The 23,541-nt window shown below is 64.1% G+C and carries 22 protein-coding genes; 11 read left to right on the plus strand and 11 right to left on the minus strand.

The features are described from left to right. The first annotated feature begins 35 nt into the window (after window positions 1–35). The 6 genes from FJV83_RS13165 (at window position 36) to FJV83_RS13190 (ending at window position 4,753) form a co-directional block, all read left to right on the plus strand. Entirely contained in the window at window positions 36–851 is an 816-nt protein-coding gene (locus FJV83_RS13165; protein WP_246691854.1) for a hypothetical protein, read from the plus strand. Window positions 852–994: 143 nt separating this feature from the next. Further along, window positions 995–1,144 (plus strand): DUF3096 domain-containing protein, encoded by a 150-nt coding sequence (locus tag FJV83_RS13170; RefSeq protein WP_015314280.1) that lies wholly within the window; start codon window positions 995–997, stop codon window positions 1,142–1,144. Between the two features lie 163 nt (window positions 1,145–1,307). Continuing rightward, entirely contained in the window at window positions 1,308–1,532 is a 225-nt protein-coding gene (locus tag FJV83_RS13175) for an aa3-type cytochrome c oxidase subunit IV (RefSeq protein WP_095771597.1), read from the plus strand. Window positions 1,533–1,619: 87 nt separating this feature from the next. After that, window positions 1,620–2,924 (plus strand): Re/Si-specific NAD(P)(+) transhydrogenase subunit alpha, encoded by a 1,305-nt coding sequence (locus FJV83_RS13180; protein WP_142886114.1) that lies wholly within the window; start codon window positions 1,620–1,622, stop codon window positions 2,922–2,924. Then, entirely contained in the window at window positions 2,921–3,349 is a 429-nt protein-coding gene (locus tag FJV83_RS13185; protein ID WP_027023845.1) for a proton-translocating transhydrogenase family protein, read from the plus strand. The genes FJV83_RS13180 and FJV83_RS13185 overlap by 4 nt, the downstream gene beginning before the upstream one ends. 6 nt (window positions 3,350–3,355) lie before the next feature. Further along, window positions 3,356–4,753 (plus strand): NAD(P)(+) transhydrogenase (Re/Si-specific) subunit beta, encoded by a 1,398-nt coding sequence (locus FJV83_RS13190; RefSeq protein WP_095771600.1) that lies wholly within the window; start codon window positions 3,356–3,358, stop codon window positions 4,751–4,753. 92 nt (window positions 4,754–4,845) lie between these two features. Here the strand turns inward: FJV83_RS13190 and FJV83_RS13195 are convergent, their stop codons facing one another. Continuing rightward, window positions 4,846–5,763: a hypothetical protein gene (locus FJV83_RS13195; protein ID WP_095792048.1), complete on the minus strand. Its 918-nt coding sequence runs from the start codon at window positions 5,761–5,763 to the stop codon at window positions 4,846–4,848. 108 nt (window positions 5,764–5,871) lie between these two features. On the opposite strand from FJV83_RS13195, the gene FJV83_RS13200 reads away from it, so the two are divergent. After that, complete coding sequence (locus FJV83_RS13200; RefSeq protein ID WP_142886115.1) at window positions 5,872–6,204, plus strand: hypothetical protein; 333 nt, start codon at window positions 5,872–5,874, stop codon at window positions 6,202–6,204. 57 nt (window positions 6,205–6,261) lie between these two features. Here the strand turns inward: FJV83_RS13200 and gyrB are convergent, their stop codons facing one another. The 3 genes from gyrB to FJV83_RS13215 form a co-directional block, all read right to left on the minus strand. Then, window positions 6,262–8,733 carry a DNA topoisomerase (ATP-hydrolyzing) subunit B gene (gene gyrB, locus FJV83_RS13205; protein ID WP_142886116.1) on the minus strand — a complete coding sequence of 824 codons (2,472 nt, stop codon included), beginning with the start codon at window positions 8,731–8,733 and terminating at the stop codon, window positions 6,262–6,264. A 145-nt stretch (window positions 8,734–8,878) separates the two neighbouring features. After that, entirely contained in the window at window positions 8,879–11,509 is a 2,631-nt protein-coding gene (locus FJV83_RS13210; RefSeq protein WP_246691855.1) for a caspase family protein, read from the minus strand. Between the two features lie 90 nt (window positions 11,510–11,599). Beyond that, the gene (locus tag FJV83_RS13215) at window positions 11,600–12,169 is read right to left on the minus strand and encodes an NADPH-dependent FMN reductase (RefSeq protein WP_095789493.1); all 570 of its coding nucleotides are present in this window, start codon (window positions 12,167–12,169) and stop codon (window positions 11,600–11,602) included. A 200-nt stretch (window positions 12,170–12,369) separates the two neighbouring features. On the opposite strand from FJV83_RS13215, the gene FJV83_RS13220 reads away from it, so the two are divergent. Next, window positions 12,370–13,737, plus strand: a complete 1,368-nt coding sequence (locus tag FJV83_RS13220) for a cytochrome P450 (protein WP_142876192.1) — start codon at window positions 12,370–12,372, stop codon at window positions 13,735–13,737. 27 nt (window positions 13,738–13,764) lie between these two features. On the opposite strand, the gene FJV83_RS13225 is transcribed toward FJV83_RS13220, so the two are convergent. The 7 genes from FJV83_RS13225 to FJV83_RS13260 all read right to left on the minus strand — a co-directional run bounded on the left by FJV83_RS13225 (window position 13,765) and on the right by FJV83_RS13260 (window position 20,057). Further along, window positions 13,765–14,742, minus strand: a complete 978-nt coding sequence (locus FJV83_RS13225; RefSeq protein ID WP_095771937.1) for a complex I NDUFA9 subunit family protein — start codon at window positions 14,740–14,742, stop codon at window positions 13,765–13,767. A 353-nt stretch (window positions 14,743–15,095) separates the two neighbouring features. Beyond that, on the minus strand, window positions 15,096–15,377 hold the full coding sequence (locus FJV83_RS13235) for a hypothetical protein (protein WP_095771604.1): 282 nt from the start codon (window positions 15,375–15,377) through the stop codon (window positions 15,096–15,098). Window positions 15,378–15,616: 239 nt separating this feature from the next. Further along, window positions 15,617–16,618, minus strand: coding sequence for an Ldh family oxidoreductase (locus tag FJV83_RS13240; protein ID WP_095771605.1), 1,002 nt, complete (start codon window positions 16,616–16,618; stop codon window positions 15,617–15,619). 91 nt (window positions 16,619–16,709) lie between these two features. Beyond that, window positions 16,710–17,519, minus strand: a complete 810-nt coding sequence (locus FJV83_RS13245; RefSeq protein ID WP_142886117.1) for an ABC transporter permease — start codon at window positions 17,517–17,519, stop codon at window positions 16,710–16,712. After that, on the minus strand, window positions 17,519–18,184 hold the full coding sequence (locus tag FJV83_RS13250; RefSeq protein WP_019862781.1) for an ABC transporter permease: 666 nt from the start codon (window positions 18,182–18,184) through the stop codon (window positions 17,519–17,521). The genes FJV83_RS13245 and FJV83_RS13250 overlap by 1 nt, the downstream gene beginning before the upstream one ends. 205 nt (window positions 18,185–18,389) lie before the next feature. After that, a complete protein-coding gene (locus FJV83_RS13255) occupies window positions 18,390–19,187 on the minus strand; it encodes a transporter substrate-binding domain-containing protein (RefSeq protein ID WP_019862782.1) in 798 nt (265 codons plus the stop codon). A 54-nt stretch (window positions 19,188–19,241) separates the two neighbouring features. Next, window positions 19,242–20,057, minus strand: coding sequence for an ABC transporter ATP-binding protein (locus FJV83_RS13260; protein WP_095789454.1), 816 nt, complete (start codon window positions 20,055–20,057; stop codon window positions 19,242–19,244). A 214-nt stretch (window positions 20,058–20,271) separates the two neighbouring features. Here FJV83_RS13260 and FJV83_RS13265 point away from each other — a divergent pair, with 214 nt between their 5' ends. From FJV83_RS13265 to FJV83_RS13275, 3 genes are read left to right on the plus strand one after another with little or no spacing between them, the layout of a single operon-like run. Next, complete coding sequence (locus FJV83_RS13265; protein ID WP_140888399.1) at window positions 20,272–21,144, plus strand: dimethylarginine dimethylaminohydrolase family protein; 873 nt, start codon at window positions 20,272–20,274, stop codon at window positions 21,142–21,144. After that, window positions 21,141–21,788 (plus strand): TetR family transcriptional regulator C-terminal domain-containing protein, encoded by a 648-nt coding sequence (locus FJV83_RS13270; RefSeq protein ID WP_185973395.1) that lies wholly within the window; start codon window positions 21,141–21,143, stop codon window positions 21,786–21,788. Before FJV83_RS13265 ends, FJV83_RS13270 begins: the two co-directional genes overlap by 4 nt. Further along, window positions 21,785–23,365: a 5-guanidino-2-oxopentanoate decarboxylase gene (locus FJV83_RS13275; RefSeq protein ID WP_142886119.1), complete on the plus strand. Its 1,581-nt coding sequence runs from the start codon at window positions 21,785–21,787 to the stop codon at window positions 23,363–23,365. The genes FJV83_RS13270 and FJV83_RS13275 overlap by 4 nt, the downstream gene beginning before the upstream one ends. Window positions 23,366–23,541: the final 176 nt, after the last annotated feature.

Raw genomic sequence — 23,541 nt, forward strand, 5'->3', positions numbered from 1 at the left:
CAAGTGGTAAATTAGTGGGATCCAATTTTCAGCTTGTGTCTCATTTCAACTCGAATAGCCTGTTCACAGGCGGATACGAGGACATGAGAATGGATGTTGCGAGAAACGATGCGCGGGTTGGCGCCAGCTCCAATGCTGGGTCGGCGCTGAACCAGTCGATCATGCAGTTGCTTGAGCATGTCGACTACCGTCTCATCACCGGAGGCGAGGATCTGGAGGCGATCTATCGCCTTCGCTATCAATCCTACCTGCAGTCGGGCATGTGCGGCCCGATCGCCAGCGGGATGTTCGAGGATCGCTGGGACAATCTGCCGAATTCCTATCGGTTCGGCGTCTATTTCGATGGACACCTGGTCAGCACGTTACGGCTCCACTACATTTCCCGAGAGCACCCCTATTCGCCGTCCGTCGACGCTTATCCGGAAATATTGGCCGAGCGGCTTGCCCGCGGAGAGACGTTCATCGACGGGACTCGCTTCGCAACCGATGCCGACAACGCGCCCTCGCCCGGAGTTCTGCCTTTTCTGACGCTCAGGCTTGGCATGGTGGCCGCCTCTTACTTTGGGCTCACTGCAGTGCTTACGCCGATCAAGATCGAGCATTCCGCTTACTATGCTCGTATCTTTCATGCCGTTCAGAGGACAGAAGGCAAGGTGTTCCCGGGTGTCCTTGCGCCGATCGCTCTGTTCGAAATCCCCTGCGGCGAAAACTTGCGCCAGACGCTCGAACGGTTCCCGTTCTTTAAGTCGACAGCCGTGGAACAGCGGATGATGTTCGCCAATCCGGCCATCAACCGGTTGACGCCGCTGTCCATTGTGCCGACGGCGAAATACTACCGCGATGCTGCCTGAACGGGCGTCATCTCTGCATCTGAACCTTCCCGCGGCTTCGCCGTTATAGGTAGTGGCATCGCCATCGAGTATCGCCGCGATCCTGCCCGACGGGCATTTCGCCCCGGGCTCCTGTCGCATTGTTCGTGGAAAGGAATACGGTCATGACCATCCACTCGCTTGCGCTCACGCCGCTTATCTCGCTGATCGCCGGCGTGCTGATCCTGATCATGCCACGGCTGCTGAACTACATCGTCGCGCTCTATCTGATCGTCGTCGGCCTGCTCGGGCTTTTCCCGCACCTCGCTGGCTGAGGGCTATCGAGCTGGCCTGCCGCAAAGCCGCCCTTCGCCGAACCGGCCGGCGGTTTCAATTTTCCCTTGAGGCAGTTGTCGGCTCCAATGCGGCAATAGCGCCATTGCTCTCGGGCCGGCTTTTCGCTATGTGCCTGAAAGATGTCTTCGAAGAGGTATTCCTATGGCTGATCACTCGCCGACCGGTCCTGTCGAGCTGGGCGCGAAGATGGACTATGCCGAGCACGACCGCACTTATGCGGGCTTTCTCGCTCTGGCCAAATATGGATCGCTGTTCTGCGGCGCGCTGCTCATCGCGATGGCCTTCGGCTTCTTCGCGGGCGGTTTCTTCTCGGCGACTATCCTCTTCATCCTGATCATGGCCGCCGGCGCCTTCATTCTGCGATAGACCTTCCAAAACCCCATTGCCATTGACGTCGCCGGATGATCCGGCCGACATTTTGCGCAAACAGGTTCCAGCCGAAAGGATCATGCGGTGGGACAGACGGTTTTCATCCCTCGTGAGCTTGATGCGAACGAGCCGCGGGTCGCGGCCTCGCCCGATACGGTCAAGCGGCTGGCGGGGCTGGACTTCGACGTGATTGTCGAAACCGGCGCCGGCACAAGGTCGCGCATCCCCGACGACGAGTTTGCCAAGGCAGGTGCCGTCATCGGCAAGGCTGTGGACGTTGCCAAGGCCGATGTCGTGCTGAAGGTCCGCCGGCCTGATGAAACCGAGTTGAAGAGCTACAAATCCGGCGCCGCCGTGATCGCCATCATGGATCCCTACGGCAACGATGCCGCCGTCGCGGCGCTCGCAAAGGCTGGTGTCACTGCCTTTTCGATGGAATTCATGCCGCGCATCACCCGCGCGCAATCGATGGACGTGCTGTCCAGCCAGGCCAATCTTGCCGGCTATCAGGCGGTCATCGACGGCGCCTCGGAATATGACCGTGCCTTGCCGATGATGATGACGGCAGCCGGCACGGTGCCGGCGGCGAAGATCTTCATCATGGGCGTCGGCGTCGCCGGCCTGCAGGCGATCGCAACGGCGCGTCGCCTCGGCGCCGTCGTCACCGCCACCGACGTGCGCCCCGCCGCCAAGGAACAGGTCGCCTCGCTCGGCGCGAAGTTCCTGGCCGTCGAGGACGAAGAGTTCAAGGCCGCCGAAACAGCCGGCGGTTACGCCAAGGAAATGTCCAAGGAATACCAGGCCAAGCAGGCGGCACTCACCGCCGAGCACATCGCCAAGCAGGACATCGTCATCACCACGGCGCTGATTCCAGGCCGGCCGGCGCCGAAGCTGGTGTCGGCGGCGATGGTCGCCTCGATGAAGCCGGGCTCGGTGCTCGTCGATCTCGCCGTCGAACGTGGCGGCAATGTCGAGGGCGCTAAGCCGGGTCAGGTGGTGACTACGGCCAATGGCGTAAAGATCGTCGGCCACCTCAACGTGCCGGGCCGCGTCGCCGCGTCCGCATCGCTGCTCTATGCGAAGAACCTGTTCGCTTTCCTCGAGACGCTGGTCGACAAGACCACCAAGACGCTCGCCATCAAGCGCGATGACGAACTGGTCAAGGCGACGATGCTGACCGATGGCGGCAAGGTGGTCCATCCGGCCTTCGCCAAGGCCGACCAGCAGCCGCATGTCGAACCCGCGGCGATCCCGGCCACGACCATGGTCGCCGATGCCTCGGCAGCGCCCAAGAAGCCCGCGCCCAGGAAGACGGCCTCATCCAAATCGTCCTCGCCCAAATCGTCCTCGCCCAAGTCGTCCTCGCCCAAGTCGAAAGGCACCGCGTGATGGATCAGACCCTGCAGAAAGCCCTCGACCAACTCGACCAGGCAAGTGCGGCCGTCCGGCTGGCGGTGCAGAACCTGGCCAATGCTCCAGGCGGCGCCGAGGCGGCGGGTGATGCCGCGCACGCCCTGTCCGGCGGCGCCATCGATCCCTTCGTCTTCCGCTTCGCCATCTTCGTGCTGGCAATCTTCGTCGGCTACTATGTCGTCTGGTCGGTGACCCCTGCGCTGCACACGCCGCTGATGGCCGTCACCAACGCCATCTCGTCGGTCATCGTCGTCGGCGCGCTGCTCGCCGTCGGCATCGCCGCTTCCGGCGTTGCCGCCGGCTTCGGCTTCGTGGCGCTGATGCTGGTCTCGGTCAACATCTTCGGCGGCTTCCTCGTCACCCAGCGCATGCTGGCCATGTACAAGAAGAAGGACAAGTAGAGCGCCATGAACGCCAACTTCGCGTCCTTCCTCTATCTCGTCTCCGGCGTCCTGTTCATCATGGCGCTGCGCGGCCTGTCGCATCCGACCACCAGCCGCCAGGGCAATCTCTACGGCATGATCGGCATGGGCATTGCCATTGCGACCACGCTGGCGCTGGCAACCCCGTCCGCGGGCCGCTTCGGCCTCATCGTCCTCGGCCTCGCCATCGGCGGCGGCGTCGGTGCCGTCACCGCGCGCCGCATCGCCATGACCTCGATGCCGCAGCTGGTTGCCGCCTTCCACTCGCTGGTCGGCCTCGCCGCCGTCATGGTCGCGGCCGCCGCCATCTATGCGCCGGAAAGCTTCGGCATCGGCACGGCGGGCGACATCCACGCCCAGGCACTGATCGAGATGAGCCTCGGCGTCGCCATCGGCGCCATCACCTTCACCGGCTCGGTCATCGCCTTCCTGAAGCTCGACGGCCGCATGTCGGGCAAACCGATCATGATCGGCGGTCGCCACTTCATCAACGCGGCCCTCGGCGTCGCGCTCATCGTGCTGATCGTGCTTCTGGTCACCACGGAATCGAAGCTGGTGTTCTGGCTGATCGTCGCCGCTTCGCTGGTGCTCGGCATCCTTTTGATCATCCCGATCGGCGGCGCCGACATGCCGGTCGTCGTCTCGATGCTGAACTCCTATTCGGGCTGGGCGGCGGCCGCGCTCGGCTTCACGCTCGGCAATCTGGCGCTGATCATCACCGGCGCGCTAGTCGGCTCGTCCGGCGCGATCCTGTCCTACATCATGTGCAAGGGCATGAACCGAAGCTTCATTTCGGTCATTCTCGGCGGCTTCGGTGGGGAAACGGCGGCAGCAGCCGACGACGGCATCGAGCGCACGGTCAAGCAGGGTTCGGCCGACGACGCCGCCTATCTGATGATGAATGCGCAGAAGGTCATCATCGTGCCGGGCTACGGCATGGCGGTCGCCCAGGCACAGCACGCGCTGCGCGAAATGGCCGATAAGCTGAAGGCCAACGGCGTCGACGTGAAGTACGCCATCCACCCGGTCGCCGGCCGCATGCCCGGCCACATGAATGTGCTCCTGGCCGAAGCCAACGTGCCCTATGACGAAGTGTTCGAGCTCGAGGACATCAATTCGGAGTTCGCGCAGGCCGATGTCGCCTATGTCATCGGCGCCAACGACGTCACCAACCCCTCGGCCCGCGACGACAAGTCGTCGCCGATTTACGGCATGCCGATCCTCGACGTCGACAAGGCCCGCACCTGCCTGTTCGTCAAGCGTTCGCTCGGCTCCGGCTATGCCGGCATCGACAACACGCTGTTCTACAAGGACGGCACCATGATGCTGCTCGGCGACGCCAAGAAGATGACCGAGGAAATCGTCAAGGCCATGGATCACTGATCCGGCCGATAGGCGGAAATAGCAACGAGCCCGAAATAGCAACGAGCCCGGCTCTGGAGCCGGGCTCGTTGATTTCTGGCGTAAGCCTGCGTTTAGCGGCTGCTCAGGAAAGCCGCTTCCTCTTCGTCGCGCTGCCTGCCGCCGAGCGCTGCGGCCGCACTGGCGATGAAGGCGCCGATGACCAGAGACAAGGCGCCGAGCAGCGCGAAGGTCGCGCTGGCCTTCCTGGCGCTATCGGCCGCCTGCTTGGCCTTGACCTTGGCGTCCTCGACCTTGGCAACCATCGCATCGACACGCGCCTTGGCGTCGGCCTCGGAAAGGCCGGTGCGGGCGGCGACCAGTTGCGCCAGGTAGGTCTTGTCGTCGGCCGAAATCTCGCCCGCCGCGGCGCTGGCAATGAGGATACGCGAGGCCTGGCCTACAGCGGCGGCATCGCCATCCGGAGTGGCAGCAGCCAGCTTGCTCGGATCGGCGGGACGAAACAGCGAATCCACCAGATAGGAGGTCGCGCTGTTGGCCGGCGCATTGCCGGCGTTGCCGGCGGCACCAGCAGATGCTCCCATGGCTGCGCCCGACGCCGCTGTGGACACGGCCTGTACGCCCGAGCCAAGCACTGCGGAAAGCGCTGAGCCGAGGACGCCGACGACAAGCAACGTGGCCAATGCCCAGGCAAGAAAGCCGTGAGCCGTGTCGCGAAAATAAACCTCGTCAGTGTGGATGCCGACCCATTTGGTGCGCAAGCGCCCGGCAAGGTAGCCGCCGACGCCGGAGGACAGCCACTGCACGATAACCAGCCAGATCGCGGTCGACGCCGCGAAGGTGGTGATCGACGCGCCGGAGCCCGACCATGGCGAAACCATGGTGAGCCCAAGCCCGGAGCCGAGCAGCATGAGGATGAAAGTCAGCGTCGAGGCGGCGAAGGCGCCAGCGATGATCGGCCCCCAGCTGACGGCTGTCGCGGAGGATTCTTCTGAAGCGGACAGGTCGATAGCCGATACGGTGGGCTGCATTAACGCCCCCTACCGTACGAACAACATGATGAGGATGATGATCGGGATCGGAATACCGAGCAACCAGAGCAAAATGCCACGTCCCATGAAAGCCTCCTGTGGGAAATTGTGATCGATGTTGGCACAATGTCCCGTGAGGACTTCCGTTCCGGCGGGCTAGAAAATGATTTTGTTTGCCGGCGATGGAACAATTCGGAGCGCGGCTCCGCAGCAATGTCTCAAATGATCCTGTTGCGGTTTGACCCATGGATCGCATCGGGCAAAAGCGGAAATCCGGGGCTTCGACGGCGCGCGACCCCTCCCGACATCTGCATCGATGCGCCCGGCTTTGACCGGGCCGCGTTCCATCAGCGCCGAGCGCTGCCCTGGCAGACTTCTTCAGCGCATCGCTACAGTCTCAAAGCCCGTCGCATTGAAGCGGATTCAGCCGGCGCGCTTTAAGCTCGTCTGCATGTCGTTCGCCCAAAACCGCTGCACGGTTTTGGGTGATGACATGCATCAAATATCCAGATTGGCGACCGACAGCGCGTTGTCCTGGATGAATTCGCGCCGTGGCTCGACCTCGTCGCCCATCAGCCGCGAGAACAGGCTGTCGGCATCGGTCGCGTCGTTGACCTTCACCTGCAGCAGCGACCGTACATTCGGGTCGAGCGTGGTTTCCCACAATTGCTCGGCGTTCATCTCGCCGAGACCCTTGTAGCGCTGCATGGTCAGCCCTTTGCGGCCGGTCGCAAAGACCGCGTTGAGCAGCGCCAGCGGTCCCGAGACGGTTTCGGAGACATCCTTGCGGCGCAGCACCGGCGGCGTCCCGTAGACCTCGCTGAGGCGCTGTGCGTAGCGGTCGAGCTGGCGGGCGTCGGCCGAATTGACCAGCCCCATGTCGAGATGGGCGTATTCCTTGACGCTGCGCACGGTGCGCTCGAAGACATAGCCGCCGCTGCCGTCATTCGAGGTCGACATCCGGCCGGTCCAGCCGCGCTCGGTGTCCTCGGCTATGATGTCGAGGCGCTGTGCGATCCGCTCCGCCATGGCGTTGGCGCGGCCAAGATCGCTGAAGACGTCGGGGTTGAGACCGCCGGCGATCGACGCTTGTTCGACCACGCCTCTGTTATAGCGCGTGTGCAGGCCGTTGATGAGCTGGCGCACAGCCAGCGCATCGTCGACCGCACCGCGCAGATCCTGCCCGGTCCGCACTTCCCCCGAGCCCAGCGTCAGCGAAGCGTCCTCCAGCCCGGACTCGATCAGGAACTCCTCGAAGGCGCTTTCATTCTTGATGTATTGCGAGCTCTTGCCGCGCGTCACTTTGTAAAGCGGTGGCTGGGCGATGTAGAGATGGCCGCGCTCGATCAGCTCCGGCATCTGCCGGAAGAAGAAGGTGAGCAGCAAGGTTCTGATATGGGCGCCGTCGACGTCGGCGTCGGTCATCAGGATGATCTTGTGGTAGCGCAGCTTGTCGGCGTTGAACTCGTCCTTGCCGATCGAGGTGCCGAGCGCCGTGATCAGCGTGCCGATCATGTCGGAGCCGAGCATGCGGTCGAAACGCGCCCGCTCGACATTGAGGATCTTGCCGCGCAGGGGAAGGATGGCCTGGTTCTGGCGCGAACGGCCGCCCTTGGCCGAGCCGCCGGCCGAGTCACCCTCGACGATGAAGATTTCGGATTTCGCCGGATCGCGCTCCTGGCAGTCGGCCAGCTTGCCGGGCAAGGAGGTGACGCCGAGCGAGCTCTTGCGGGTGATGTCGCGCGCCTTGCGCGCGGCTTCGCGCGCCGCCGCGGCCTGGATCACCTTGTCGATGACCACCTTGCCTTCGGTCGGGTGCTCTTCCAGCCAGGTGCCGAGCGCCTCGTTGACCAGCCCCTCGACCACCGGGCGGACCTCGGAGGAAACCAGCTTGTCCTTGGTCTGCGACGAGAATTTCGGATCGGGAACCTTGACCGACAGCACCGCCGTCAGCCCTTCGCGGCAATCGTCGCCGATCAGCGAGACCTTTTCCTTCTTGGTCAGGCCCGAGGAGTCGCCATAACCGGTGATCTGGCGCGTCAGCGCGCCACGGAAACCGGCCAGATGGGTGCCGCCATCGCGCTGCGGGATGTTGTTGGTGAAGGCCAGCACGTTCTCATGGTAGCTGTCGTTCCACCACATCGCCACTTCGACGGTAATGCCGTCGCGCTCGGCCTTGATGGCGATCGGCTTCTCGATCAGCGGCTTCTTGATCCGGTCGAGATATTTGACGAACTCCTCGAGACCGCCATCATAGTGCAGTTCATGCCGCACGACGTCGGCGTGGCGGGCGTCGGTCAGTATGATGCGCACGCCGGAATTGAGGAAGGCGAGCTCGCGCAGGCGGTGCTCCAGCGTGCCGAAGTCGAACTCGACCATGGTGAAGGTTTCGGCCGACGGGAAGAAGGTGATCGAGCTGCCGCTGCGGCCCTCATAGGTGCCGGGCTGCCTGTCCTGCTCGTAGCTGCCCGTGGCCTTCAACGGCGCATCGGCATTGCCGTGCGTGAAGCTCATTTCGAAGATCTGGCCGTTGCGGCGGATCTTGAGCTTCAGCCATGCGGAAAGGGCGTTGACCACCGAGACGCCGACGCCATGCAGGCCGCCCGACACCTTGTAGGAATTCTGGTCGAATTTGCCGCCGGCATGCAGCTGCGTCATGATCACTTCGGCCGCCGAAATGCCTTCGCCGGTGTGGATATCGGTCGGAATGCCACGGCCATTGTCGATCACCGTCACCGAACCATCGGGGTTGAGCGTCACGGTGACGAGGTCGGCGTGCCCTGCCAGGGCCTCGTCGATGGCGTTATCGACCACCTCGTAGACCATGTGATGCAGGCCGGAACCGTCGTCGGTGTCGCCGATATACATGCCCGGGCGTTTGCGGACTGCGTCCAAGCCCTTCAAAACCTTGATGGAATCGGCGCCGTATTCGGCTTCGGCGCCGTTGGTGTTCTCGATCTGGTCGCTCATGAAAACCTATTGTCTAGATGCCGCTTGTACAGCGCGAAAAATCGGCCCCGAATCGCGCGTCTGATATAGCGTAGATATAGGCGCTAAAGGCGGTTTTTCCAAGGTTTGCGGGCATTTCCGGGCCGAATCCCGGGCTGGCAGCCGGCTATTTTTTCCGGGCGTTCAATTTGGCGAGAAGGCCGCGCAAATATTTGATCGCGGGTTTGTCTCTTGGAGCCAGCCGGCCCGTGCGGTCGAGCTCCAGCGTCAGGTTCAGCGCCTTGGTCAGCACAGCCTTCGGATCCTTCGCCACATACGCATAGTTGATGTAGGCCTGTACCAGATCAAATTGCCAGATCGCATTGTTCGGATCGGACTGGGCCAGTTTCTGGCGGATGCCGAGGCTGGCCTCGAAGGCCTTCTCGGAGCCCTCGAAGTGGCGCTGCTTGGTCTCCAGCATGCCGATTTCCGAGAGCGTGATCGACAGGTCGCGTTGCCAGTCGGAATTGCCTGGATCGAGCTTGGTCAGCCGGTCGACAATGGCAAGACTATCCTGGTAGTTTTGCAATGCGCCGCCGACATTGCCCTGGGCATCAAGCACACCGGCAACTTTTTCCAGGCAGACCGACAGGTCGCGCTGCCAGTCGGTGTTGCCAGGGTCATCAGCGGCAAGTTCGCGCGCCACGGCCAGCGCTTGCTGATAGGAAGCCAGCGCGGCCGGCCAGTTCTCCTGGTCGTTGAGCGCGTTGCCGATCTTGGCGTAACTGATCGACAGGTCGCGCTTCAAGTCGGTGTCGTTAGGGTCACGGCGCACCAGTTCCTCGGCGATCGCCTGGCTCTTGCTGTAGGCCACGAGCGCACCGGCGGCATCGCCGCGCTCGCGCAGTACATCCCCGATCCTCTCGTGGCTGACGGAAACCGCACGCTGGCGCTCAGGGTCCTCGGGTTTGTTCTCAGCCAGCACAAGCCGAATTCTCAGGCTCTCTTCAAAGGCCGTCTGGGCGCCGTCCAACTGCCCGGCGGTCCGGGCAAGGTCGCCGATTTCATCATAGGTTATGGTCAGGTCGCGCAGCACGTAGGCGCTGTTCGGCTCGGCATCGGCCAATTGCTGCTTGATCGACAGGCTTTCCTGGTAGGCCTTGGCCGCCGCACCCACATCGCCCTGCGTTGCCAGCACGTTGCCGATCTTGTCATTGGCCATGGCAAGATCCCCGAGCCAGCCTTTCTCGTCCGGCACGCTTGCGGTCAGGTCCTGCAGCATGTCCCGTGCCGCTTCATAGTGCTCCAGAGAGGTTGGCAGGTCGCCTTGCACCATCTTCATGTTGGCGAGCTTGATGTGGCTGATGGCGAGATCGCGCTTGACGCTGGGGTCGGTTTCCTGGCGCGACCGCTGTTCGAGGTTGGCCAACAGTGCGGTAAAGGCGCGGCCGGCCGCCTCGACATTGCCCACCGTCGTATAGAGAATTCCGAGTTCCTCCAGCGTGCGGCTCTGGCGATCGGCCTGCTCCGGGTTGAGCGAGGTCTGCCCGGCCTCGCCATAGAGCGCCAGCACCGATTCATAGTCACCGATGGCCGTGGCGTAGTCGAGGTCGGCGCGCGCCGCACCACCGGATAGGAAACGCGTCGCGGCCTCGGACAGGGTGCGGCTGACGAAATTGACCTTCAGCGCCTGGCGCGAAACATTGTCGATGTCGGCGGCCTTGGCCAGAAGAGCGCGGGCACCATCGAAGGCGCCGAGCGAAAGCTGTTCCTCGGCCTGCCGGCGCAATTCCGCCACCTGCGGATCGTCGGAGGCGAGCGTCTTCATTTCGCCGCGCACCTTGACGAAGGCGTCGGCGGCCTCGCGCAGCCGGACGTTCAGGCTGTCGGCGGAGAGATGGCTGGCGTCGGAACTGATCAGCGCGCCATAAAGCGGCGCCAGCGGCATGTCGGCGTCGCTGGCGATCTGTTCGACCTCGCCGCGCATTTCCGGGGTCACGTCGGCCATGGCGAGCAGCAGCCGTTCGCGCTCCGGCAGCTGTTCCTTGGCCGCAGCGGCAAAGAACAGCTTCGGCAGGCCGCTTTCGACATAGGGCAACTGCTTGCCGCGCGACAGGTCATAGACCTCCTGCTGCACCAGCGTCAGCACCGAGCGGATCTCCAATCCATCCGTGCCGAGATATTTGGTCAGCGCGGTCGTGAAGGGCGAGTTCTGGCCAGCGCCGTCGGCGGCGGTCTCGCCAGGCGCGGCCGAGAAGGCGAACAGGATGTTTTCGGCACGCCCGACGCGGCCGAGGCCCGGCTTGACCTTGTCGGCGACATCCTTCGTCAGCGAAGTCGCGCCACGCCCTTCGCCGCTGCTTGCCGAGAAGGGATCGCTGCGGCACGCGTCGAGCACGATCAGCCCGACCTTGGCGGTCGCGGCGACGGCATCGCGCACCTCCTCCAGCGGCAGACTGGTCTTGTTCAGTTGATCGAGCGAAGACGCGTCGGCATCGACCGGCAGCAGCCGGTTGTCGCCTGAGATTTCGACGCCATGGCCGGAGAAATAGACCAGCGCGACATCGGCGCCCCTGGCATCCTCGCGAAAGTCGTCGAGCGCGCGCCGCATGCGCCGAAGGTCCCTGTTGGTTTCCAGGGTGACCTCGAAGCCGAGCTTCTTAAGCGCGGCTTCCATAGCCTCGCCGTCATGGATGGGATTGGCCAGCGGCCGCACCAGCCGATAGTCGTCCTCTGCCATGACCAGCGCCACGCGCCGTTCCGCCACCGCGGTGGCGGTGGTCGCAATCGTCAGCAGCAAGGCAAACAGCAAGCGCAAGTCGAACCGCCCCCGGCTCAGTCACTTGCCGACCATTCCACCTCTTTACGGCGCGGGCAAGCCGGCGCGTTTGGCCAAACACCGGCCCTTTCAGGCAGCGCGCAGCGGCTTCAGCGCTTCGCTCCAGCGCAACAGCTCGTCCAGCATGGTGCTGGCGCCGCCGGTCACCTGTTCGCTGGCGCTGAAGGCGCCGTTCTCGTCGAGCAGCTTCTGATACATCGGCAGCGCGACGCCTTCCGGGATCGGCATGATCCCCACCGACGTCAAAAGGGGCTTCAGCGCCTGCGCAGCGCGCAGGCCGCCGGACACGCCGCCATAGCTGAAAATGGCGGCCGGCTTGTACTTCCATTCGCGCAGCAGGTAGTCGATCGCGTTGACGATCGCGGGCGCTGCGAAATAATTATACTCCGGCGCCACGAACACGAAGGCGTCCGCGGCGTCGATCGCCTTCGACCAGGCCTTGGTGTGATCGTTCTGATAATTGCCAAGCCTTGGATGGTGCGGCTCGTCCAGCACCGGCAGGTGGAACGCGGCGATGTCGGTCAGCACCGGCTCGAATTTCCCGTGCTGGCGCGCGAATGTCTCCAGCCACTCGGCAAAAATCGGGCCGGCGCGGCCGGGCCGCGTGCTGCCGATGATGATGCTCAACTGGTGCTTCAAGGCGGGCTCCTTTGTCAGGCGGTATCTGTTGGTGACTGTCACTACGGCAGAGCGTGCCGGCGGACAAGGCGGGATGCCGGAGCGGGCGGTCACGACCGGATGAACGGAGCGTTTGCCGGGCGCCGCGAATTGCCTGCCGTCCGGTCACATGGACGTCGGGATCGCCAGCCACTACATTGATGTGAGCAGCGGAGCACTTCATGGACATTCAGCCCGCCCCCTTCGTTCCTCCCGCGCCGAAGCCGCGCACCTCGCCGCCTTCGACGCTGGAGATGATCCGCATCGTCTATCGCAATCCGCTCGAACTCTGGGGCGAGCCGACCTACAACGAGCCGTGGATTTCCGCCAATGGCGTCGGTGGCCATCTGATCGTCGCCAACGATCCCGGCCTCATCCGCCATGTTCTGGTCGACAACGCCAAGAACTACAAGATGGCGACGGTGCGCCAGAAGATCCTGCGGCCAATCCTGCGCGATGGCCTGCTGACCGCCGAGGGCGAAGTGTGGAAACGGTCGCGCAAGGCGATGGCGCCGGTGTTCACGCCGCGCCATATCTTCGGCTTTGCCCAGCCCATGCTGAAACGCACCAAGGAGTTCGTCACCCGCTACGAGGCGGGCGGCACATCCGACATCGCCCACGACATGACATTGCTCACCTATGATATCCTGGCCGAGACGCTGTTTTCCGGCGAGATCGCGGGCGAGCCGGGCAGTTTCGCCAACGAAATCGACCGGCTGTTCGAGACCATGGGCCGCGTCGATCCGCTCGATCTGTTGCGCGCCCCCGACTGGCTGCCGCGTCTGACCCGCATTCGCGGCCGCAAGACCATGGCCTATTTCCGCAAGATCGTGACCGATACGGTCAAGATGCGCGAGGAGAAATTCAGGCGCGATCCCGACGCGGTGCCGCAGGATTTCCTGACGCTGTTGCTCAAGGCCGAAGGTCCCGACGGGCTGACGCGCTCGGAGGTCGAGGACAACATCATCACCTTCATCGGCGCCGGTCATGAGACCACCGCGCGGGCGTTGGGCTGGACGCTTTACTGCCTCGCCGAATCGCCATGGGAACGCAACCGGGTCGAGCAGGAGATCGATGAGGTGCTGGCGCGCGAACCCGATCCGACGAAGTGGCTCGACGCCATGCCGTTGACCCGCGCCGCCTTCGACGAGGCGCTCCGGCTCTATCCGCCGGCGCCCTCGATCAACCGCGAGCCGATCGAGCCGGAGATGTGGAAGGATCTTTATATCCCCAAGCACGCGGCCGTGCTGGTCATGCCCTGGGTCGTCCACCGCCACAGGAAGCTGTGGGACAGGCCCGATGCCTTCCTGCCCGAGCGCTTCCACCCGGGCAACCGTGAAAAGATCGATCGCTTCCAGTATCTGCCCTTCGGTGCGGGGCCGCGCGTCTGCATCGGTGCCAGCTTCGCCATGCAGGAGGCGATCATCGCGCTCGCCATCCTCTTGTCGCGCTTCCGCTTCGACACCACTGCCGAGACCAGGCCTTGGCCGGTGCAGAAGCTGACGACCCAACCGCAAGGTGGGCTACCAATGCAGGTCACGCCGCGCTAGGCGTGCCTTTCAGGCGGTTGCGGTGAATCAAGCCGCGGGCTTGCGCTGCTGGAACTGGCCGGCGGCGCGGAAGCGCCAGAGGTAGCTGGGCAGGATCGTCCCGATCGATTGCGGCTGGATGCCGAGCCCGGCGAGTGTCCTGTTGGCCTTGGCGGCGGCTTCCGAGACGATGTTGTGCTCGCGCAGCTGCATCACCTGGTCCTTGGTCAGCATCGGATTGGGCAACAGGCCGAGGATCGAGGCCTGGATGTTGGCCACCCACCACGGCACCGGCACCAGCAGGCGCTTGCGCTCGATCACGGTCAGCAGCTCTTCCATGCACTCCTTGAAGGTGAGCACGTTGGGGCCGCCGAGTTCGTAGATCTGGCCGCGATTGATCTTGCCGTCGACCGAGCGCGCCACCGCTTCGGCGACGTCGCCGACATAGACCGGCTGGAACTTGGTCTGGCCGCCGCCGATCAGTGGCAGCACCGGCGAATAGCGCGCCATGCTGGCAAAGCGGTTAAAGAAGCTGTCTTCCGGTCCGAAATTGATCGACGGCCGGAAGATCACGGCGTCGTTGATCGTCTCGAGCACGGCCTTCTCGCCAAGTGCCTTGGTGCGCGCGTAATCCGATTCGGAGTCCGCATCTGCGCCAAGCGCTGAAATATGGGTCAGCCCGGCACCGACCGAACGCGCCGCCTCGGCGACCGCGCGGGAGCCGAATTCGTGCACAGCGGGGAATTTCTGCCGGCCGGTCTCATGCAGGATGGCGACGAGATTGACGACATGGTCGGCTCCTTGCACGGCGCGGTCGACTGACCAGCGCACGCGCACATTGGCCTGCACCGGCTGGATCTGACCGACATTGCCGAGCGGCTGCAAATGGCCGGCAAGATCGGGCCGCCGGCAGGCAACCCGGATTCGATAGCCGCGCTTGGCCAGCGCGCGCACGACATGGCGGCCGACAAAGCCAGACCCGCCAAAGACGACGACAAGCTTTGGGGTCTGCAGGATTTCGGTCATGGCTGGCTCCGGCGCACTTTCCAGATGGCTTGGCTGAAGCCGTTTCATAGTCGGTTTTGCGCCAAAGGCAAAGGGTGACGCGTCGTCGCGTCACCCCTCTTGAAAGCTTGTCAGAGTGCCTTGCCGATGCGGGCCTCGACCGAGTGGCGTTTGCCGCCGCGAATGGCGAGGAACAACAGGATCGCGGCCCACAAAGGGACTTTTCGGCACCCGACAACCGTGGCCCATGATCACCAGTGGAACCAGGCGGTCACCAGCCGCACGAAACGCAGAAAACCCCGCCGAAGCGGGGTTTTCCGGATGACATCCATGCGAAGCCAGGGGCCGACGGAGCGGCCTGACCTGAGACGGTATCAGGAGGGCGTGAAGCAAGTACGCCCACCCCAGCCCTGAACATCCGACATAGTGCCACCGACCTTCTTGCAGGCCGCGATGAAATCGGCGCTGCAATTGGCGAATTTGGCGTGGCCGTTCTTGCAATAATGGTCCTCGGTGGCGCCACCGCTCGGGGCGGTGATGACGCCGGGGGTGGACGGCTTGGCCGGAGCAGCCTTCAACGTGGCCGCCTGGGTTGCGCCCATGAACGAACCGAGAAGAAGGACGGCGGTGAGCATCGTGATCTTGGTGTTGGTCATGACAATTTTCCTTTGATGTCGGTTGAGGTTCCGAGGTGCGAAGGACATCCCTCCGCATGAAGCAGGCTTTCGCTTTCGTTTGCTGTTTCCCTCGGTGTGGATCGGGCAAGCTCGCCTTGCCCTGGACAAAGCTGGGTGGTCGCAACGGGCAAAAAGGTTCAGCGGCGCGCAAAAAAAATCGCACCGCCGCGCGCCCCGCGCCGACAGCCTTCAGGTAACTGTCTGAAATGATGGATTATTCAGGCCGAATAGCGCTCGGCGAATTCGGAAATCCGCTGCACCACCGCCTTGGGCGCGGTGATGCCGCGCGCCTGCGCCTTCTCGGCGGTTTCAGCCCGGGCGCGGCCCGGAACATGCACGCCGAAGCGGCGGCGCAGGCGGTCGAGCTGGTCCTTCATGCGCTGTTCGAAATCCGGATCGAGCAGCTTGGGCTCGACGGCCAGCACGAACAGGCCGGTTCCGGGGCTATCCGGGCCGCCGGTGAACCACGGCGCGTCGAGCGACCAGTTGGCGCCCGACAGGCCGGCAGCCAGCACTTCGACCATCAGCGCGATGTTGGCGCCGCGCTGGCCGCCAAAGGCAAGCATGGCGCCCTTCATGGCCGCCGCCGGGTCGGTGGTCGGGTTGCCGCTGGCGTCCAGCGCCCAGCCTTCGGGGATTTTCTTGCCGTCTTCGGCCGCCTTGCGGATGTTGACGAAGGCAGTGGCGCTCGACGACTGGTCGATGACCAGCGGCGCGCCGTCGGCGGCGGGCGCGGCAAACGACATCGGGTTGGTGCAATAGACCGGCTTGACCGAGCCCGAGCCGGCAAGAACCGCCGGGCCGTTGGTCGCGGCGAAGGACACCAGCCCCTGCGCAGCCAGCCTGCCGGTAAAGTAGCCGAGCGCGCCGCACGTATAGGCGTTCTTCTGCGAGAAGATGGCGACGCCGAACAGCTTTGCCGCCTTGGCAAGATCGTCGATCGTCCGGTCGAAGCCGGTATGCGCCAGTCCGCCGCGTGCATCGGAGAGATAGACGGCCAGCGCCGGCCTTGTGATCACCGGATCGGCATTGCCGTCGATGCGCCCGGCCTCCAGCGCTTCGAGATAATCGATGAAATGCGACAGGCCGACGGTCGAAAGCCCTTCCGCCTCGGCGGCGATGATCGAGGCGGTGAGCGACTGCGCCGCCTCCTCATTGGCGCCGGCGCCGAGTGCCGCCATCCGGCACAGTCCTCTTGCCTGGTCGAGACTGAGTTGCATAGTAGCTGCCTCTAAGGGAGTAGTGGGTAGGGAGTAGTGAATAGGGCATGAAGCGAGCCGCTTCTACTCACTATTCGCTACTCGCTCCTCACTAACCGACCTTGACCGGAATCCGCGCCTCGATCCGGCTGAGGGCAAGGACAAGAATGCCGGTGATCGCCATATAGATCAACGCCAGCAGCAGCAAGGGTTCATAAGTAAGGTAGGTGTCCTGCCGCACCTTGCCGGCGACGGCGAAGATATCGATCACGCTGATTGTCGCCACCAGCGGCGTCGACTTCAACTGCAGCACGGTCTCGCCGGTCAGCGTCGGCAGCGCCCGGTAGAAGGCCTGCGGCAGCCAGATGCGCCGGAGGATCTTCCAGCGGCTCATGCCGAAGGCGCGGGCGGCTTCCAGCTGCCCCTTGGGCACGCCGGCAAAGGCGCCGCGCATCACTTCGCCCTCGTAACCGGCGAAGGACAGCGTGAGAGCCAGAACGCCGTACGGCCATGCCTGCCTCAGATAGGGCCACATCCAGGAGTCGCGGATCCATGGATATTGCGGGAACAGCGAGCCCAGCCCGTAATAGAGCAGCCACAGCTGCAGAAGCAGCGGCGTGCCGCGGATGATGGTGCAGAAGACTTTCGCCGGCGCCGCGACCCAGATTGAGCCGGCGGCCTGTGCCAGCCCGACCGGCACTGCGATCAGGAAGCCGAGCGCGCAGGTGACGGCCAGGATCCACAGGGCCCGCCAGACGCCCATCAGGCCCATTTCCCAATATTGCGGCAGCCAGTTCCAGCGCATGAAATAGGCGGCCGACAGCACCAGCCCCAGCGCGATCAGGACGAGGACGATGCGATGCGGCTGCAGCCAGAGCGAGGCGCGCGCCGCCGTGTTGATGATGGCCGCTTCGCCCGCCATCAGCGTGCCTCCTTGACCGAAGGCATGCCCCGCCGCGCCCATTTCTCGGCGCGGCCAAGCAGGAAGTTCGAAAACAGCGTCACCGCGAGATAGAGAACGCCGGCGGCGAGATAGAATATCAGATAAGCCTTGGTGACGCCTGCCGCCTGCCGTGTCGCCAGCGTCAACTCGAAGAAGCCGACGACGGCCAGCAGCGCGGTGTCCTTCGTCGCGATCAGCCACAGATTGGCGAGACCTGGAATGGCAAAGGGCAGCATCGCCGGCAGCGTGATGCGCCGCAAGAGAAGGCCGGGAGACATGCCGAAGGCGCGGGCGGCTTCGATCTGGCCTTGCGGGATGGCCAGGATCGCGCCGCGCATGACCTCCGTCGAATAGGCGCCCTGGCAGAAGCCGAGCACGGCTATGCCTGCCACCAGCCCGCTAATATCGACACGCTGGTAACCGATAGCGGTCAGCACCTGGTTAATCAGGTCGGTGCCGGCATAGTAGAGCAGCAGGATTAGCACCAGTTCCGGCACGGCGCGCACCACGGTGGTGTAGACCGCGAGCAGGTCGCGCACGACAGGTCCGCCATAGAGTTTGCCATAGGCGCCGCAGATACCGATGAGCAGGCCGACGATCGTGGCGCCGACGGCAATCTCGAGCGAATGCAACAGCCCGAGCATGAGTGTGCCGCCCCAGCCGATGGGCGCGGGCGAGAGAAGTTCGATGATACCGGCCGCCGAGGCCGGAAGAAACGCGTCGATCAGCTTTGCCCCCGGATTGCTGGCTCTTTCCGCCGACGCCAGCGGCCGGCGGCAGGCATGCGTGGGAAGGATAGGCGGGAGGGCACGACTATGGCGTCATGCCCTCCGGCTCATGCGCGGGGCGTCAGTTCGACTGCGTCGAGCCGCCGTAAATGTCGAAATCGAAATATTTCTTCGAGATCTCGTCATACTTGCCGTTGGAGCGGATCGCCTTGATGCCGGCGTTGATCTTTTCCTTCAGGTCGGTGTCTTCCTTGCGCACGCCGGCGCCGACGCCCGGCCCGAGCACCTCGTCGTCCGGAGCCACCATGCCCTTCAGGTCGCAGCAGGCTTTGCCCTGGTCGGACTTCAGGAATTCGCCAAGCGCGATGGAATCGGCCTGCACCGCATCGAGGCGGCCGGCGGCGAGATCCTGGTTGGCTTCGTCCTGGGTCTGGTATTCCTTGATTTCAGAGGCGGTCGCGCCGAAATGCTTCTTGGCGTAGACGGCGTGCACGGTCGACACCTGGACGCCGACCACCTTGCCCTTCAGGTCGTCAGGCGTGGCGCCGAACTTCTGGTCCTTCGGTCCGATGATCGCCGTCGGCGTGTTGTAGTACTTGTCCGAGAAGTCGATCGTCTTCTTGCGCTCGTCGGTGATCGACATCGACGAGACGATGAGGTCGATCTTCTTGGTGGTCAGCGCCGGGATGATGCCGTCCCAGGCGACAGGCGTGATGACGCAGTCGAGTTTCTCCTCGGCGCACACGGCATCGATGAAGTCGATCTCCCAGCCGACCCATTTGCCCGAAGCATCCGGTGAGGTGAAGGGCGGATAGGGCTCTGCGGCGACGCCGATCTTGACCGGATCGGCCTTGGCCACACCCATGGCGGCGACGCCGAGCAGCAGCGCCGCGGCGAATGTCTTCAGAACAGTCTTCATTTCAAACTCCCAGTTTGTTGTTGGTTCCCGGTTTTCGTCCGTCCCGGCCTGTCCCTAGCCGATGTTGCGGATGAACTGCTTGAGCCTTTCGGATTTCGGCGCGCCGAAGATCTGCTCCGGCGGCCCTTCTTCCTCGACCAGCCCGTTGTAGAGATAGACGACATGGGTCGCGACCTCGCGGGCGAATTTCATCTCATGGGTGACCAGCACCATGGTGCGGCCTTCGCGCGCCAGATCGCCGATAACCTTCAGCACCTCGCCGACCAGTTCGGGGTCGAGCGCCGAGGTCGGCTCGTCGAACAGCATGACGCGCGGATTGATGGCGAGCGCGCGGGCGATCGCGGCGCGCTGCTGCTGCCCGCCAGAAAGATAGGCCGGATAGACGTCGCGCTTTTCGGCAAGTCCGACGCGCGCCAGCAGTTTTTCGGCCTGGGCGATCGCCTCGTCGCGCTTGACGCCGAGCACGTGCACGGGAACCTCGATGACGTTTTCGATCAGCGTCATGTGGCTCCACAGGTTGAAGTTCTGGAACACCATGCCGAGCTTGGAGCGGATGCGCTCAATCTGCTTGCGGTCGGCCGGAACGGTGTGGCCATGGCTGTCCGCCTTGAGCTTGATCTCCTCGCCATTGACGCGGATGATGCCGCTGGTCGGATTTTCCAGGCAGTTGATGCAGCGCAGCAGCGTCGATTTGCCCGAACCCGAGCCGCCGATGATGGCGATCACCTCGCCGTCGCGCGCCGAGAGCGACACGCCCTTCAGCACATGCAACTGGCCGAATTTCTTGTGCAGGTTTTCGACATGGATGGCTTCGGCGGCGCCACTCTGCGCCTTGCCGGATGAGACTGCGGCAGCTTCCACAGCGCTCACCGGCTGACCTCTGCATCGTCGTCGGCAGTTCGTCGAACGTCTATCCGGCTAATCAACATATACGCTGTACTGCCCCGCTCCAGACTTCAGCATGGACCCAACGGCGCGAGCCCGTCAATCCCGCTCATTACGGCACTTGCGAGCTTGTTGTGCAAGTGTATAAATAGCCCTCCATGAAATTTTCTCGGTTTTTTTCAGCAAAAAAAGGGCCTCGATGAGCGCTTTCGGATCACAATCCATGGCAGCGCCGCTGCGACGCGTGCTGATGCGGTCGGCGGCCAACGCGATGCGCGACGCCGACAGAGCTGCCTGGCACTATGGCCCAGGATTCAATCCGGCGAAAGCAGCATCGCAGCACGCGGCGCTTGCCGAACTGGTGGCGGCCTCCGGCGCTGAAATCGAATGGATCGAGGACAAGGCCGATGGACTTTCGGACTCGGTGTTCACGCACGACCCATCGCTGATGACCGACCGCGGCGCGCTGATCCTGTCCATGGGCAAGCCGTTGCGCGCCCGGGAGCCCTCGCTGCATGAGGAGACCTACAGAAGGCTGGGCATTCCGATCCTCGGCCGCGTCGAGGCCCCAGGCCAGGTCGAAGGCGGTGACTGTGTCTGGCTCGATGCGCGCACGCTGGTGATTGGACGCGGTGTCCGTTCCAACCAGGAAGGCATCCAGCAGATCTCCAACCTGCTGACGCCGCTGGGCGTTTCCGTCTACGGTTTTGACCTTCCGTTGTGGCAGGGCGAAGAGGCCTGCCTGCATCTGATGTCTGTGATCAGCCCGCTGGCCGACGACCTCGCTTTGGTCTATTCACCGCTTTTGCCGGCCCCTTTCTATCAGATGCTGAAGGCGCGCGGCATCCGTCTGGTCGAAGGCGATGCAGAAGAGTTCGCGGCTTCCAACGGCCTCAGCCTGAACGTGCTGCCGACCAACCCGCTCAAGGTCATTGCCGTCGCGGGCTTTCCAAAGACCAAAGCCGCGATGGAAGCCGCCGGCTGCACGGTCGAGATCTTCGAGGCGGATGCGCTCTGCATCGCCTGCGAAGGCGGGCCGACATGCCTGACGCGGCCAATCCTGCGCCAATGAATACGCCATCCCGCCGCAGGTTCCGTCGCGAGGGCGAGGAGCGGCGGCGGCAGGATCTGATCGAGGCAACTCTGGACAGCGTGGCGGAACATGGCCTGCAGGGCGCCACCTTGCGCACCATCGCATTGCGCGCCGGCGTCACCGCCGGCCTGATCCGGCACTATTTCCCCGGCAAGGAAGAACTGCTGCAGGAAGCCTATGCCGCCCTCATGGGCCGCATGACCGAGCAGGCGAAAGCGGCGTTGGTCATGGAAGATGCCTCGCCGCGCCAGCGCCTTGCCGCTTTCGTCACCGCCAACCTCAACGTGCCGATCATCGACGCGCGGGTGTTTTCACTCTGGGCAACCTTCATCGGCCGCGCCGGTGCGGACCCAAGCCTGGCTCGCGCCCACCGCGAGGGCTACCTCGGCTTTCGCAACGAGGTGGAAGCCGTTGTGGCCGAGGTGCTCGCCGCCGAACGGCGCGAACTGGACGCAAGCCAGTTGCGCCACCATGCCATCGCGATCAATGCCATCATCGACGGGCTCTGGATGGAAGGCTGCCTGGCCGGCGACATGTTCTCGCCCGGCGAATTGGCGGCGATCGGCATCAAGACTGTAGAGGCCGAACTGGGCCTCGCGCCGGAAAGGGAAGACAATCAATGACAACACTCGGCGAAGCCCTGATCACGCTGCTCGAAGCGCATGGCGTCGATACCGTCTTCGGCATTCCGGGCGTCCACACCGTCGAGCTCTACCGTGGCCTTGCGCGCTCGAAGATCCGCCACGTCACGCCGCGCCATGAACAGGGTGCCGGCTTCATGGCCGACGGCTATGCCCGCGCCAGCGGCAGGCCAGGCGTCGCCTTCGTCATCACCGGGCCGGGGCTGACCAACACCATCACCGCCATGGGCCAGGCGCGCGCCGATTCGGTGCCGATGCTGGTCATATCGGGCGTCAACGCAATGCCGACGCTGGGCAAGGGGCTGGGCTTCCTGCATGAGCTGCCGGACCAGCGCGGCATGATGGAAAAGGTGGCGTTGCTGTCGCGGCGCGTCACCGGGGCCAGCGAATTGCCTGACGCGCTGGCACAGGCCTTCGCGCTGTTTTCATCCTCGCGGCCGGGCCCGGTGCACATCGAGATCCCGACCGATGTCATGGTCGAGCCGGCCGACGATATCGCGGCACTGTTGAGCAACGCAGCGCCTCCGGCGCCGGATGGCGCGGCCATTGCCAGAGCTGCCAAACTCATCGCCGCAGCGCGCCGCCAGCTGATCCTGGCCGGTGGCGGCGCCAAGCGAGCCGAGACGGCGCTGCGGCGCCTGGCCGAGACACTGGGCGCGCCGGTCGTCGAGACCACCAACGCGCGTGGCCTGCTGCACCGCCACCCGCTCTGCGTGCCGGCAAGCCCAAGCCTGAAAGCGGTTCGCGCCCTGATGGCCGAGGCCGATCTGGTGATTGCCGCCGGCACCGAATTCGGCCCGACCGACTATGACGGCTATGGCGACGGCGGCTTTGTGCTGCCTTCCAACCTGATTCGCATCGACATCGGCGCCGACCAGCTCGCACGTCGCGCGGTGACGGTCGGCATCCAGGCCGACTGCGCCGAGGCGATCGAAGCCTTGCTTGCCGCGATCGGTTCCGCTCATCCTGCCGCGCCGGACGGCGAGGTGCGCGCCGCCGCCGCACGGAGGGCGGCATCGGCCGAGCTGAGCCTGGCCTATATGGCGCAGGTGCATGCCGTGGAAATGATCCGCGATGCCTTGCCGGGGGCCATCATCGTCGGCGATTCGACGCAACCGGTCTACGCCGCCAACCTCTGCTATGATCACGACCGGCCGGGCGGCTGGTTCAACGCCGCCACCGGCTTCGGCGCGCTTGGCTACGGCCCGCCGGCGGCAATCGGCGCCGCACTTGCCGTGCCCGGCGCGCCGGTTGTCTGCCTGACCGGCGATGGCGGATTCCAGTTCACGTTACCCGAACTTGGCGCGGCGCTCGATGCAAAGGCGCCGGTCATCTTCGTGGTCTGGAACAACAGGGGCTATCGCGAGATCGAGACCTCGATGCTCGATGTCGGCGTCGAGCCCGTCGGGGTCTCGCCGGCGCCTCCGGATTTCTGCAAGCTGGCCGAGGCCTATGGCATATCAGCCGAACGGCTCGCCGATATCGGCGCCTTGCCACAGGCCTTGAAGCGCGCCCGGGCAACCGGATTGCCTTGCGTCATCGAAATCACCGTCGATTGAAGGCTTTCAGCCCAGCGTTGATTTTCTCGTCTGCATCGGACCATTCCCCGGCTCGGCTGTTGTACCGCAACGGCCGCATGACTGATGCCATTGCCATAATATGCGTTGTGACGCATGCAAAGACGCGACGGCTGCCATGTCGAGATATCAATTGAGTGATCGCCCGAAAGGCGCGA

The organism is Mesorhizobium sp. WSM4307 (assembly GCF_007003945.1).
In the GTDB taxonomy this organism is placed as follows: Bacteria; Pseudomonadota; Alphaproteobacteria; order Rhizobiales; family Rhizobiaceae; genus Mesorhizobium.

Coding starts and splice junctions, on each gene's coding strand:
- gyrB (WP_142886116.1), bottom strand. CDS start 8,733: ATGAGCGACCAGATCGAGAACACCAACGGCGCCGAAGCCGAATACGGC.
- FJV83_RS13240 (WP_095771605.1), bottom strand. CDS start 16,618: ATGCAACTCAGTCTCGACCAGGCAAGAGGACTGTGCCGGATGGCGGCA.
- FJV83_RS13275 (WP_142886119.1), top strand. CDS start 21,785: ATGACAACACTCGGCGAAGCCCTGATCACGCTGCTCGAAGCGCATGGC.
- FJV83_RS13250 (WP_019862781.1), bottom strand. CDS start 18,184: ATGCTCGGGCTGTTGCATTCGCTCGAGATTGCCGTCGGCGCCACGATC.
- FJV83_RS13175 (WP_095771597.1), top strand. CDS start 1,308: ATGGCTGATCACTCGCCGACCGGTCCTGTCGAGCTGGGCGCGAAGATG.
- FJV83_RS13190 (WP_095771600.1), top strand. CDS start 3,356: ATGAACGCCAACTTCGCGTCCTTCCTCTATCTCGTCTCCGGCGTCCTG.
- FJV83_RS13270 (WP_185973395.1), top strand. CDS start 21,141: ATGAATACGCCATCCCGCCGCAGGTTCCGTCGCGAGGGCGAGGAGCGG.
- FJV83_RS13265 (WP_140888399.1), top strand. CDS start 20,272: ATGAGCGCTTTCGGATCACAATCCATGGCAGCGCCGCTGCGACGCGTG.
- FJV83_RS13245 (WP_142886117.1), bottom strand. CDS start 17,519: ATGGCGGGCGAAGCGGCCATCATCAACACGGCGGCGCGCGCCTCGCTC.
- FJV83_RS13225 (WP_095771937.1), bottom strand. CDS start 14,742: ATGACCGAAATCCTGCAGACCCCAAAGCTTGTCGTCGTCTTTGGCGGG.
- FJV83_RS13220 (WP_142876192.1), top strand. CDS start 12,370: ATGGACATTCAGCCCGCCCCCTTCGTTCCTCCCGCGCCGAAGCCGCGC.
- FJV83_RS13170 (WP_015314280.1), top strand. CDS start 995: ATGACCATCCACTCGCTTGCGCTCACGCCGCTTATCTCGCTGATCGCC.
- FJV83_RS13235 (WP_095771604.1), bottom strand. CDS start 15,377: ATGACCAACACCAAGATCACGATGCTCACCGCCGTCCTTCTTCTCGGT.
- FJV83_RS13195 (WP_095792048.1), bottom strand. CDS start 5,763: ATGCAGCCCACCGTATCGGCTATCGACCTGTCCGCTTCAGAAGAATCC.
- FJV83_RS13255 (WP_019862782.1), bottom strand. CDS start 19,187: ATGAAGACTGTTCTGAAGACATTCGCCGCGGCGCTGCTGCTCGGCGTC.